Below are 11,747 nucleotides of genomic sequence, written 5' to 3' on the forward strand. Positions count from 1 at the left end.
GTTCGACGGCGGCTAGCTCGCGGCGAATTGCGACCGCTTCTTCGGTCGCCTCCAAAGCCTCACCAAACCGCCCAAGACGTGAAAGTATTCCACCGATATTACTGAGAGATGCGGCCAGGTCTGGAGCATAGCGAACCCGTTCGACGACGGCTAGCTCGCGGCGAATTGCGACCGCTTCTTCGGTCGCCTCCAAAGCCTCACCAAACCGCCCAAGATCGAACAGTTTTACACCAAGATTATTGATAGCAGCAGCAAGGTCCGGCGAATGAGTCCCAGTCTCGCGATTGAGCGTTCGGTACAAATCGACTGATTCTCTAGCCTTAGCCTCCGCTTCCATCAAACGGCCGGATGACCTAAAAGTAATTGATTGGTTGTTAAGGTGTGACGCTTCACGGGCTAGCGAATTAGCATCCGACCTGTCACTCATCGTCACCCCTGAACCGATCTTCGTCAGATTCCTGATCGTCCCTAATGATTTGCTGAGCGAGCTGCCATTCGTATACAAAGATCTTATCGCGACGACTCCCGTCAGGCCTAAAGCGCTCCTTAGCGACGTACGGCAACCGTCCGGGCAGAGGCAGATCAGCAGACGGAGGCACTTTCTGCGCTGTCGTTGTAGCACCAGGAGTTCTACGTCTTCTACGTTCCTTCTTGGTGACTTCACTGCGTGCGGCCTCGCCGACACCTGCCACGAGTCCACCAAGGAGCAGCACAGTACCGCCGACAAGGAACTGATTGACTTCAAACAAGCCGCCAGCTGCACCGCCGATGATTACGCTGACTCCGCACAAAGTGGGTGCACCTACAACAAGTCGGCCAGTTCGACGCCGCCACCACGGGTGCGGAACAGAGCGTAGCGCCGATGTTCCCGCTCGTCGAAGACTCCTCTTTCGGGAACTCGCGCCCACGATCAACTTGTACCAGACCCGTCGGCTTGCCTCACACACGGGTAGCTGTCACCACGGCTGATTCCCTGTCGTCCGGATCGCTCATGGTCCAACCACGATCTGCCGCACTGAGGTTGGCTTACGAGGCGGTTCGGGACCGCGGCGAGCAGCGCGTGAGGATGTCAGCCTGCTCTGGCCCCACCGTGACGGTCTGATCTGGCTCCACCGGGGTTGGCTCGCCGGGAGGTTGTGACGGTTCGAGTTGGCCCCACCTGCCGACACGCCGGGTCCTGTGACGGCTTGAAGTGGCCCCACATCGCTCGCCCACGCCCGGTCGGCGACTGCGCACTGAGCCGACACTGTCGGTGGGAGCTGATTAACTAGTAGGGCTTTGTTAGTTCGTCATGGTGGTTGTTGGTGGCAGGTGGGGCATCGGCCGGTCCAGGTTGCTAGAAGCGCCTGGAGTGCGTGGAGGATCTTGTAGAGGGTTAGGCCGCCCCAGGTGTTTTTGGGCTGGTCAGGCGGAGTTCGGTGAGGAAGAGGTGGGCGGCGGAGACGAGGGTGACATGGCGGTGCCAGCCGGCGAAGGAACGTCCTTCGAAGTGGGTGAGGCCGAGTCCGGTTTTCAGTTCGCGGTAGTCGTGTTCGATGCGCCAGCGGATCTTGGCCAGTCGCACGAGTTTCCGGATCGGGGTGTGGTCAGGCAGGCTGGAAAGCCAGTAGTCGGTGGGTTCGGGCTGGTGTGGTGGCCATTCGGCCAGCAGCCAGACCTCGGGCAGGCTTCCGTCGTCGGTGCGGGGGATGTCCCGGTTGGCCGGGCGCACACGCATCGCCAGGAACCGGGAACGCATCTTCGCGGTGGGATTGCCCTGGGTTTTCTTGGTGCCCTGCCGCCAGGTCACCTGCCGCAGACTACTTCGCCCAGCCGTGATGGCCAGGTCCCGCAGTGTGGAGGGTTTGTCCTGGTAGCGGGGCGCGGGGCGGCGGCCCTGACCGGAATACGGTGCGGTGGCAGGCATGGCATCACTGGGATAAGCACTGGTCGAACCCTTGGCGGCCAGCACGTACGGCAGATCACGCCGGGTCAGCTCCAGCCGGAAGGTCGTGTTGTCCCCATAACCGGCATCACCTGTCACCACCGCAGGGATGTGGCCCCAGGCCGCGAGTTCGTCGAGTATCTCCAGCGCCAGCTGCCACTTCGGGCGATGCCCTTCCTCAGCCGGGATGGCGCACCGCGCGCGCCGGGCCGCGATGCGTTCGGCCTCCGCACCCACAGCGCAGTCGTCATCCCAGCTCTCCGGGAGAAACAACCGCCAGTCCAGCGCGGCCGAGCAGGTGTCGGTCACCGCGTGCACACTGACCGCGATCTGACAGTTGGTGACCTTGCCCGCCGTGCCCGTGTACTGCCGCGCCACCCCCGGCGAAGCATCCCCGTCCTTGAGATGCCCCGTGTCATCCAGCACGAACGCCTCCGGGGCCACCACCTCCACCGCACGAGCCACCAACCGACGCCGCACCGCCGCGTAATCCCACGTCGAGGAGGTGACAAACTGCTGCAACCGCTGATGATCCACACTCAGACGCTCGGCCATCGGCTGCATCGACTTCCGCCGCCCGTCCAGCATCAACCCCCGCAAATACAAACCACCGTTAAGCCGCTGCTCACGCCGCGAAAACGACGTAAACACCTCACCAGCAAAATCCTCCAGACGACCACGAACAGCATCCAACTCTGCGGGAATCACCCCAAGACCATCCCACACAAGATCAACAACTAACAAAGCACTACTAGCCGAATGTTCGAAACTCCCGACGAGCTCCACAGCCTCCAAGTCCTGCTCGACACGTCTTGGGCTGGCTCCAGCAGCCACCTCAAATCGATCATCCGGCCAGGTGAAAGCACCTTGGACGCCGAGCAGGTTGTCCGAGTCTGCCAAGGCATGTGCACCCTGGCCATCGCCACAGTCACCCGGCGCGGTGAGCCACGCATCAGCGGCGCCGACGGGCACCTCCTGCACGGCCGCTGGATCATCGGCACCCACCGCCAGGCCGCGAAAGCCCGTCATCTCGCGGCGCGGCCCGGCATCAGCGCGACCTTCATGCGCGGCGAGCAGCTCGGCATTTTCACGCATGGACACGCCGTTCCGCTGAACCCCGAGGGGACGAGCAGCGACCCGACTTGGCCGACCGTCCGCGACTACCTCGTCAACCACTACGACGACGACGGCGACGAACCGTTCTGGGACGAGAACGTGTGGTATCGCATCGACCCCAGCTGGATGGTCGCCTACAGCGCCGACCCCGTCGGGCTGCTCGACCAACAACCGTCAGTCTGACGAGAGCTCGCGCGGGTCCACCTCAGGCCGTCACTCCGGGGCCAGTCGAGGTTGACATCTTCAAGCGCGGAACGGACGCAGGTATTCGTGCATGATCTTCTCGCCGCCGGGTAGGCGAGCGCATTTATCTCAACGAATAGGGCAGCGGCATTGGTGCACCCGTCGTTCCAACGCTGGTGCAGATAGGGCCTGAACTCTTTCAACAGGCTTGGTCGTCGTCCGGTGCCGTTGCGGGTCAACAACTCCGCGGCCACAGCGGCGCGGGCGAAGCGGCGTGCCATCCCGCGTGGCAAGCCGAGCCGGGAAAGATCGCCCTGACGCCAGCGTCTTTGGCAAGCAAGGCATGGATGGCGGCGCAGCGCTCCCGCGTTCAGGTCGCAATTCGGTCCGGTCTGCCTTGTGGCTGGACAGGCAGCGCCGAGCGAGAATCCGATCCACAGTCTACAGACCACGTCGAGATCGACAGGTTGGCGATCGACTGCAGCGAGCAAGGCAACCAGCTCGGCTTCGGCCCAGCGCTTTGCTTATGAAGCTGATGCCGCAGCCTTCGGGGGCCTCCCTTAGTCGACCTCAACTGGGTGCGAGTCTGGGTGCGAACCCGTGCGGACGATGCCGCTGGAGCAACGTTTCCGGCATCGATTCGTCCCTGTTGCCCAGCAAATTCACCCGAGCCACAGTAAGAAGCCGACTCAAAATCCGTCCAGTGTGCGTTCGAGTCGCACCGGGGGCACTCATCAGTGCAGGTCAGCACGCATAGAGCGGACTTGCGGCTTGGCGCTACCATAGATCATCCATACAAAACCCATGCTTTTGGGAGATGATCCTGGCCCGCCCTCCACTTCCCCTCGGAACCTGGGGCACGATCCGTGCCTACGGCAGTGTCGACGGCAAGTGGACCCCCAAGGCATCGATCCCCACTGGCGCGAAGGTCGACAGCTGGCGCGCCATGTCCAAGTACCCCGGACACGACGGCCGCACCCGACAGGTGGAGCGCACAGGCACCAACGAGACGAAGGCACGCCGCAGCCTCCGCGGAGCCCTCGTCAAGCAGGCCGGCCAGCAAACCACCCTTAGCACAGGATCGCGTTCAAAGACGCCGCAGCGCTCTACCTTGAGCAAATTCAGACCCGACGCAGCGGCACCACCTACGACCGATACAAAGGGCGCCTCGACAAGCACGTCCTGCCATCGATCGGGCACCTCCTCCTTCGAGAATGCACCGTGAGCAAGTTCGAGAAAATCATGCTGGAACTCGAGCACAAGAAGGTTGCCGCGAACACCCGCCGGGGAATCCGCACCGTGCTGTCCGGCGTGATCCAGTACGCGGTCCGCCACGAAATCGTCGACCACAACCCAGTCCGCGACCTCTCCGACATCGAAGGCACTGCGAAGAAGCCTGTCGCGATGACGGCCGAGCGGTTGTCGGACTTCCTGGCCAAGCTCGACGCCGACAAGGCCGCCGTGAGGACCTTCCTGACTACATCCGGTTCTTGTTCGGAACGGGCGTCAGGTTCGGCGAGGCTCTCGCTGTTCGATGGTGCGACCTCAACCTGACCGACGAACCCCTCACCGTCGATGGCCAGGAGGTCCCGCCCCAATCGGTGTGGATCAACGGCAACATCGTCGCCGTGTCAGGGAAGGGATTGGTCCGCCACGACGGCAAGACGTTCAGGGCCAACCGCGTCATCGGGCTCCCTGACTATCTGCACACGCTGCTGTTGGTGCGCAAACCTCTCGACGCCCACGAAAGCGAGCCGGTGTTTCCATCCGGCACACTTGGTTGGCACCACCCCAGCAATATGCAGCGGTCGGTGCGCCGTATGCGTGAGCGGATCGAGTACCCCGACTTCACTACGCATGTCGGCCGCAAAACCGTCGCCACCATCTTGGACACGTCCGGGCAGACTGCCCGCGAAATTGCTGACCAGCTCGGGCACGCCAACCCAGCGATGCCCCAGAACGTGTACATGGGACGCGGCGTGCAGAACCCAGCTGCTGCCGCCGCACTCCACGCGGCCTACAACTCCAAGGAGTAGCGCTGAGTTGAAGATGTCAACCTCGACTGGCCCCGGAGTGACGGCCTGAGGTGGACCCGCGCGAGCTCTCGTCAGACTGATGGTTGTTGGTCGAGCAGTCCGACGGGGTCGACGCTGTAGGCGACCATCCAGCTGGGGTCGATGCGATACCAGATGCACTCGTCCCAGCCCGGTCCGTCGCCGTCGTCGTCGCCGTAGTGGTTGACGAGGTAGTCGTGGACGGCCGGCCAGCTCGGGTCGCTGCGCGCGTCCTTGGGGTTGAGCACGACGGCCTGTCCGTGGGTAAAGATCCCGAGCTGTTCGCCGCGCATGAAGGTCGCGCTGATGCCGGGCCGCGCCGCGAGATGACGGGCTTTCGCGGCCTGGCGGTGGGTGCCGATGATCCAGCGGCCGTGCAGGAGGTGCCCGTCGGCGCCGCTGATGCGTGGCTCACCGCGCCGGGTGACTGTGGCGATGGCCAGGGTGCACATGCCTTGGCAGACTCGGACGACCTGCTCGGCGTCGAGGGTCCGTTCACCTGGTCGGATGATCGATTTGAGGTGGCTGCTGGAGCCGGCCCAGGACGTGTCGAGGAGGACTTGGAGACCGCGGAGCTCGTCGCGAGTTTCGAACATTCGGCCATGTAATCAGCTCCCACCGACAGCGCCAGCTCAGTGCGCCGTCGCCGACCGGGCGTGGGCGAGCCGGTAGGAGGTGGTGCCGGTCTCGAGGATGTTCCCGGCGAAGGTGAGCCGGTCGATGATCGCGGCGCAGAGCCGCGGGTCGGTGAGCGCCGCGGCGGTCCCGAGCCCGATGAGCAGGTGGGACTTGCCGGTGCCGGAGTCGCCGATCAGGCAGAGCGGCTCGCCGGCCTTGATCCAGGCGCCGCTGGCGAGCGTATTGACCGTGGCGGGGTTGATGTTGGGGTTGGCGCCGAAGTCGAAGTCCTCGATCCACTTCTCCCGCGGGAACCCGGCGGCCTTGACCCGCCGCGCCGAGCGGCGCCGGTCGCGGTCGTCGCACTCGGAGAGCAGCAGCTCGGCGAGAAACCCGCGGTAGGACTGCTGCTCGTGCTCGGCGGCGGTGACCATGTCCTCGACCGACCCGCGAACGGTCGGCAGGCGCAACGACCGGCAGGCCTGGTCGATCGCCGCGGTCGCGGCCTGCTCACTCATGCCCTTGCGCCGTCGGCGCGGGCCGGTCGTGCTCGTCATGACACCTCACCAGCAGTCGGGGACGGGGACGACGCGGACGCCGTCGGAAGCGGGCGGCGTCGAGCCAGCAACTCGTCGTAGGCCTCGACGCTGGGCAGCGGACGGGCGTCGGACGGGAGCGCAGCGACCGTGGCCTGCGGGTCCGCCAGACGCCGCTCGGTCAGGCTCACCACCTTCGGTGACTTCTCGGCCACAGGGTCTGCGCCGACGGCCGCGGTCTCGGCGGGCGTCCTCGCTTCGGCGATGCGTCGGGCTTCGACGGCGACGACGTCGGGCGAGGTGGCGCCGACCGTGGCGGCGGCGCGCAGCGCCGCGAGGACGTCGGCGCGGTCGAGGTGGCGGTGCAGCAGCACGCGATGCTCCCACTTGTAGAACATCGCCACATACGCCTCCTGAGCGAGATCTTCGGCCAGGTCAGGTATACCGCCGGTCATCCGGGTCACTGCCTGGACGACCTTCTTCGCAGTCACCTCGTAAAAGGCGTCGAATGTGTCCGCGTCGAATGTGTCCCCGCGGGGATCGGCCGGCCCCCCGTGATCGTCGGGCATAGAGGTCATTGTCCGGGCTGCGCGGGGCCAGCCAACGAGCGGCCGGACTCAGCCTCATCCCGGTGCGGAAACTCGGCCCTCGAAACGGCGATCATGGCGCCGTCAGTATCACGATCGACGATATCGAACCCACCGCGGGCGAGCCGTTCGATACTACGGCGCCGAACTCTGCTGCGGCACAGCGCGATGACGTCACGCAACACCACAAGGACAGCCGGAGCCACCCCGATCACCAACGCCCACACAGTCGTCATCTGCTTGTCCTTCCAGAACAACCTCGATCTGACATGAACTCGCAGAAACGACCTGCTTCGTCTACAACGAACCTGGCTCTTCTTTTCGGCAGAGTCCAATCCTCATGTCGATCGAGCCCATACCAGCGGATCCGCTACTTTGCGGCTCGCCGTAGCTTCGGGAGAACTGGGCCGATCAGCTACGAGTTCCCGGGGGAGGGCGAGTACGCCCGCACCGGCTACCGACCACTGCGCCAGCCCGAGGAGATCGAGTGCTGATGTCAAGCGGCCCCGCAATTCGATGATTGCGGGGCCGCTGGGCGAGCGGGGAACGTCTCAGTCACCGTCCTCGAGCGAGGGCGGGCGGTAATTGAACCCGCATCGACTGTCATCACCGCTGGTCAGGCATATCCGTTCGAAATTTCCGGATACTACGGCGACCCCTATCGCCCGGCCGGGCGGCTGCTGCACGCTCGCTAATGCCGACCCCGGCGGCGAGCTGGGGTCTGAGTAGCAGGCTGCGACCAGGACGGATCGAAGGATTGTGGCGGATCACTCGCGCGAATCGCCGAAGTGCTGGAGCGTGGGACGTCCCTTGCCCAGCTGGATCACTCCGCAAACGTCGTGGTTGCGGGCGTAGGCGAACAGTTCGACCAGCTCGCGGTCGGCTTCCGGGCGTTTTCTCGGCCGCGGTGAACACCTCGGGTCCGATACCTCCCCGGGCATCGCCTTCAGTGCTGGCCGTGGTCAGCTTGAAATCATCGATCCCGTTCCGATCCACGGCGACAATCCAGTCCGCCCGCACCAGGCCGTGGTGTTTGGTCTGCACCCAAAGATTGATCACGCTCGGGATTCTTCTGGATCTGTCCGACAGCGTTCGGAAAACGATCGTTTGCGAGACGCCCGGAAGGGTGCGCCGTTTTCCCTGGTCAGCTCTGTCAAACATGCCGCGTACGCGTCTATGGAACGCTTTTGGGGGTTTGCGTTACGGGCAGGAGCCTGCTGTGCTCCTGGCCATCGTGCTGGTACTGGTGGTGCTGTGCGGCACCGCGATGTTCGGGCGGGGGCGCGCGCCTTCGGGCGCGGATCGTGCTGGCGTTGCTCTGCGGAGGCGATCCGCGGGTCGCCGCGGCGGCCGAGCCGACGGCGACCTGTTACCTGCCTCGCCGGGCGCGCTAGCTCAAAGCCACGCGTAAGACACGTGTTGGGGGCGCCCCTATACAGAGCTGGCGCCCCCAACACGCAAAGGGCAGGTTTGCGCGAGGAAGTGGTGCTGGTCGCTCCTCCGTCTTGGCGTACGAGCTCCACGCGCTGGCGGGATAAGACCGCGCTGAACGCCTAGCCCGAACCAGGCAAGTGCCGTTGCAGTACCAGAAGGGTCGCCTAGTCCATCCAGCCCGACTCCTGCGGATTCCGCATGTCGTAGTCGAACCACAGCCACAGGCCGAACAACCCGAGCACGGCAAGCAGGATTAGCACGCCCACTGCCACCAGGACGATCACCAATATTTTTCGACCGCTCATACCCGATGTCTACCCGGTCAGCTGTCCGGTCTTGCCGTGCACCTGGAAGTCCCGCGCGAATCCCACCGAGTTCAGGTGTGCGATGTCGGCCTGCTCCAAGTGAACTGGGCCCTTCTCCAGGTCGGCGCGGTGCTCGCTGGGCGTGCCCCAGTCATACTGCTTGCGCACCTCGACCTGGTAGGTCACCTCGTCGCCCTGCTTCTCTCCGACCAGCCGGTACTCGAAGTTGTTCAGCGCGTAGTACCAATTCAGGTTGCTCGGACCGTCGTCGAGATCCGGTCGGCTGTCCGACCACTCCGTCTCGAACTTCCCGTCCTGGCCCTTCTTCACCTCCGTCAGGTCGGCATTGACGTCCTTCTGGAACTGCGGCATGTCCTTGAGCATCTTCTGCGTGTCGACCTCATATGGCTTGCCGCTGCCGTCCAGCCAGTGCTCCAGCAGATTCGCGGCGTCCTCGTAGTTGTAGTGATGGCGCATGGCGGCCATGACGCCTTCGAGCTTGGTCTCGGTCAAGGAGTCGCTCCAGCTCGCCTCGTCCCGCTCCGCCCCGAAGACCCGCGACTCAGCGTCGAAGTTGTGCTTGGTGCCGAAGACCACGCGCAGTGCTTTGGCGATGAACTCGTCCGCTTCGGTCGCCTTGGTGACCAATTCCTTGACCTGCTTGGCGATCGCCTCGGCCGCACTGGCATCGCCGCCGGTGACCTCGCCGTCGTCGCTGATCTTCATACTTTTGGCTGCGGCCTGGCCGATCAGCAGCTGCGCCTGCTGCTTGAGCTGCGTCATGCTCTCGTTGTTCCGCATCGCCGGCGAGCACCTTCTCCATGTAGGCCGATGTCGATTTCGCCTGCGCGGCCACCGCGTCGATCTCCCGGGAGATCTCGGCGACCCGGTTCTTGGCTGCGGTACCAGCCTCGCCCTTCCATTTCTCCTGGGTGAGCGGCTTGCTTATCTGCTCGTCGAACTCGCGCTTGGCGTCGTTGAGCTTGTTGCTGATCTCGTGCCACTTGTCCGCGAACGCTCGGAAAGCATCAGTCCGCAGATCGCGCACTTGTCCGAAACTGACCATCTGCGCACCTCAGGTTCAAAATAGGTGGCGGAACCACTCGATGATGCGATTCTCATCGTCGTCGTACTGATCAGCGCTCTTTTCGAAGCTGTCGGCGGCCTCGTCGAGCTCGTCGCGTAGCAGCTCGTTGAGTTCTTCCCAACGATCCCGCAGGTCCGAGACTCCGTCGGCGATCGCCCATCCGTCGAGCGCGTTGCGCATGTCCTCACAGGCGGACTCGGCCGGTTTGAGCTGCTGCTCGATGCGCGTGGCCACAGCACCGCAATCCTTGGCCCAGTCGCGCAGCTCCTGGGGGATGACCGAAATATCCGTCATGTCGCGAACAATAGCGTGAGCGACACCACGAAAAGGCACGCAGACAAGGAAAACCCCTCTCCGGCCGAACTGGCTGGGGAGGGTTTCATCTAAACGGACCCGCAGATCACTCCGACTGGACGTACGCGTTCAGATGTTCACCATTCACCACTGACTTCAGTTGACACTGAAGCAACAGAGTCTGTAAACGCGTATTGTGTCCCGCTGCCAGACGGGTGATGCTGGCGGGCATGATCACGCCTGTTGTCCTGCGTGAGCGCGGGTTCCGCCGCTACTGGATCGGCCAGAGCGCCAGCCTGTTCGGCGACAGCCTGGTGCCGTTGACGATCGCGTTCGCTGCGCTGCAGGTCGCTGGACCGGTCGCGCTCGGGCTGGTGCTGGCGGCAAACCAGTTACCCGTGGCGGTGCTGGTGCTCCTCGGTGGCGTGCTCGGCGACCGGTGGAGTCGCAATGACGGAGCCGGGTGGCGGCGTGGTCACAGCTCCGGAACCTCGTCCTGCTGCCCGCGTCGCTGGCGGCGGCCGGGCCGGTTGTGGCCGCAGTCGGCGGCGGACCGGTGCTCGTCGTCGGCGCGGTGTGGCTGGCCACCTCGACGCTGGCCGTTGTTGTCTCCGGCACGCTGGATCTGGGCATGAAAAAGGCCCCTGCCCGCGCTGGAAAACCAGCGCAGACAGGGGCTTGGGGGTCGTCGGAAGCCGATGAGGTCGCGGATTCCAGGATGCGCCAGAACAAGGTCAGATCGTCAGGGTGGCGGTTTCTCCGCTTCGTACAGGGTCCTCCAGGAGTCGGTGAGATCCGGTTGTTCGGTGGTGGCGGCCCGCCACAGCAGACGAGCCGCGCACCGCATCCAGCCGGTCACGTGTGCCGGATCGGCAGATCTCGGTTGTTCCGTTAACCGATGGTTTTTGAGACCCGCAGATGCGGGGCTGTCAGTCTCCGTCGGGCGCTGTGGCGGGCTCGGCGGGGGTGCCCGCCGAGGGCCAGGCGACGGCTGGTGTCAAGCTGGATATCGCCGTACGGGGACATGTTAGAGCCTGTTCCTAAACTCGGGTGAGGCGTTTGCTGGTGGTGTGGATCATGGCCCATCGGAGGATGGCTTCGTGGTGTTCGGGGAGTCGTTCGTAGTCGCGCACGCAGCGGCGGTGTTGGTTGATCCAGGCCAGGGTTCTTTCGACGACCCACCGGCGGTGCAGGACGACGAAGCCGGTTTGACCGGCGAGTTTGGCCACGATGTCGATGGTGAGGCCGAACAGGGACTTCGCCCAGGTGAGCAGAGTGCCGGTGTAGCCGGAATCGGCCCACAGGTGCCGGATGCTCGGGCAGACATACCGTAGCCGGGCCAGCAGGTTGCGTGCCGCGACACGGTCCTGCACGCCCGCGCTGGTCACGAGCACGCAGATCAGCAGGCCGAGGGTGTCCACGGCGATATGGCGCTTGCGGCCGTTGATCTTTTTGCCCGCGTCGAACCCGCGGCTTGCCGCACCCACGGTCTCGGCGGCTTTGACCGAGGCGGAGTCGATGCTGCCCGCGCTGGGTGCGGCGTTGCGGCCCTCGGTCAGGCGGACACGGTCACGTAGCCCGTCGAGCACGTCCTGGCTGACGCCGGCGG

At 64.5% G+C, this 11,747-nt stretch carries 16 protein-coding genes; 5 read left to right on the forward strand and 11 right to left on the reverse strand.

The window, feature by feature from the left end; translation table 11 throughout:
- Together MOQ72_RS42825 and MOQ72_RS42830 are read right to left on the reverse strand one after the other, a co-directional pair.
- A partial coding sequence (locus MOQ72_RS42825; protein ID WP_242191794.1) for a tetratricopeptide repeat protein occupies positions 1-427 on the reverse strand: 427 nt, incomplete at its 3' end.
- A gap of 948 nt (positions 428-1,375) precedes the next feature.
- The gene (locus MOQ72_RS42830) at positions 1,376-2,632 is read right to left on the reverse strand and encodes an IS701 family transposase (protein WP_242191809.1); all 1,257 of its coding nucleotides are present in this window, start codon (positions 2,630-2,632) and stop codon (positions 1,376-1,378) included.
- Between the two features lie 51 nt (positions 2,633-2,683).
- Here MOQ72_RS42830 and MOQ72_RS42835 point away from each other — a divergent pair, with 51 nt between their 5' ends.
- From MOQ72_RS42835 to MOQ72_RS42845, 3 genes are all read left to right on the forward strand, one after another.
- The gene (locus tag MOQ72_RS42835; RefSeq protein WP_242191795.1) at positions 2,684-3,223 is read left to right on the forward strand and encodes a pyridoxamine 5'-phosphate oxidase family protein; all 540 of its coding nucleotides are present in this window, start codon (positions 2,684-2,686) and stop codon (positions 3,221-3,223) included.
- 1,080 nt (positions 3,224-4,303) lie between these two features.
- Positions 4,304-4,777, forward strand: a complete 474-nt coding sequence (locus tag MOQ72_RS45500; protein ID WP_372495653.1) for a phage integrase central domain-containing protein — start codon at positions 4,304-4,306, stop codon at positions 4,775-4,777.
- Entirely contained in the window at positions 4,714-5,259 is a 546-nt protein-coding gene (locus MOQ72_RS42845) for a site-specific integrase (protein ID WP_242191797.1), read from the forward strand. The genes MOQ72_RS45500 and MOQ72_RS42845 overlap by 64 nt, the downstream gene beginning before the upstream one ends.
- Before the next feature lie 71 nt (positions 5,260-5,330).
- On the opposite strand, the gene MOQ72_RS42850 is transcribed toward MOQ72_RS42845, so the two are convergent.
- The 7 genes from MOQ72_RS42850 to MOQ72_RS42880 form a co-directional block, all read right to left on the reverse strand.
- A complete protein-coding gene (locus tag MOQ72_RS42850; RefSeq protein ID WP_242191798.1) occupies positions 5,331-5,873 on the reverse strand; it encodes a pyridoxamine 5'-phosphate oxidase family protein in 543 nt (180 codons plus the stop codon).
- Positions 5,874-5,909: 36 nt separating this feature from the next.
- Complete coding sequence (locus MOQ72_RS42855; RefSeq protein ID WP_242191799.1) at positions 5,910-6,452, reverse strand: ATP-binding protein; 543 nt, start codon at positions 6,450-6,452, stop codon at positions 5,910-5,912.
- Positions 6,449-6,922 carry a hypothetical protein gene (locus MOQ72_RS42860; RefSeq protein WP_242191800.1) on the reverse strand — a complete coding sequence of 158 codons (474 nt, stop codon included), beginning with the start codon at positions 6,920-6,922 and terminating at the stop codon, positions 6,449-6,451. Before MOQ72_RS42860 ends, MOQ72_RS42855 begins: the two co-directional genes overlap by 4 nt.
- Positions 6,923-7,005: 83 nt before the next feature.
- Positions 7,006-7,275 (reverse strand): hypothetical protein, encoded by a 270-nt coding sequence (locus tag MOQ72_RS42865; RefSeq protein WP_242191801.1) that lies wholly within the window; start codon positions 7,273-7,275, stop codon positions 7,006-7,008.
- Between the two features lie 510 nt (positions 7,276-7,785).
- Positions 7,786-7,959, reverse strand: coding sequence for a hypothetical protein (locus MOQ72_RS42870; protein WP_242191802.1), 174 nt, complete (start codon positions 7,957-7,959; stop codon positions 7,786-7,788).
- 657 nt (positions 7,960-8,616) lie between these two features.
- On the reverse strand, positions 8,617-8,757 hold the full coding sequence (locus MOQ72_RS42875; protein ID WP_242191803.1) for a hypothetical protein: 141 nt from the start codon (positions 8,755-8,757) through the stop codon (positions 8,617-8,619).
- A gap of 9 nt (positions 8,758-8,766) precedes the next feature.
- On the reverse strand, positions 8,767-9,558 hold the full coding sequence (locus MOQ72_RS42880; protein WP_242191804.1) for a hypothetical protein: 792 nt from the start codon (positions 9,556-9,558) through the stop codon (positions 8,767-8,769).
- On the opposite strand from MOQ72_RS42880, the gene MOQ72_RS42885 reads away from it, so the two are divergent.
- The gene (locus MOQ72_RS42885) at positions 9,539-9,847 is read left to right on the forward strand and encodes a hypothetical protein (RefSeq protein WP_242191805.1); all 309 of its coding nucleotides are present in this window, start codon (positions 9,539-9,541) and stop codon (positions 9,845-9,847) included. The genes MOQ72_RS42880 and MOQ72_RS42885 overlap by 20 nt on opposite strands.
- Here MOQ72_RS42885 and MOQ72_RS42890 read toward each other — a convergent pair.
- Positions 9,839-10,177, reverse strand: a complete 339-nt coding sequence (locus MOQ72_RS42890; RefSeq protein ID WP_242191806.1) for a WXG100 family type VII secretion target — start codon at positions 10,175-10,177, stop codon at positions 9,839-9,841. The genes MOQ72_RS42885 and MOQ72_RS42890 overlap by 9 nt on opposite strands.
- A 191-nt stretch (positions 10,178-10,368) precedes the next feature.
- Between MOQ72_RS42890 and MOQ72_RS42895 the strand changes: the two genes are divergently transcribed.
- Positions 10,369-10,773: a hypothetical protein gene (locus MOQ72_RS42895; RefSeq protein ID WP_242191807.1), complete on the forward strand. Its 405-nt coding sequence runs from the start codon at positions 10,369-10,371 to the stop codon at positions 10,771-10,773.
- A gap of 405 nt (positions 10,774-11,178) precedes the next feature.
- On the opposite strand, the gene MOQ72_RS42900 is transcribed toward MOQ72_RS42895, so the two are convergent.
- The coding region (locus MOQ72_RS42900; protein WP_242191808.1) for a transposase at positions 11,179-11,747 on the reverse strand (569 nt) is incomplete at its 5' end.

Origin of the sequence: Saccharopolyspora soli, from assembly GCF_022678645.1 — a bacterium.
GTDB classification, from domain to species: domain Bacteria; phylum Actinomycetota; class Actinomycetes; order Mycobacteriales; family Pseudonocardiaceae; genus Saccharopolyspora; species Saccharopolyspora soli.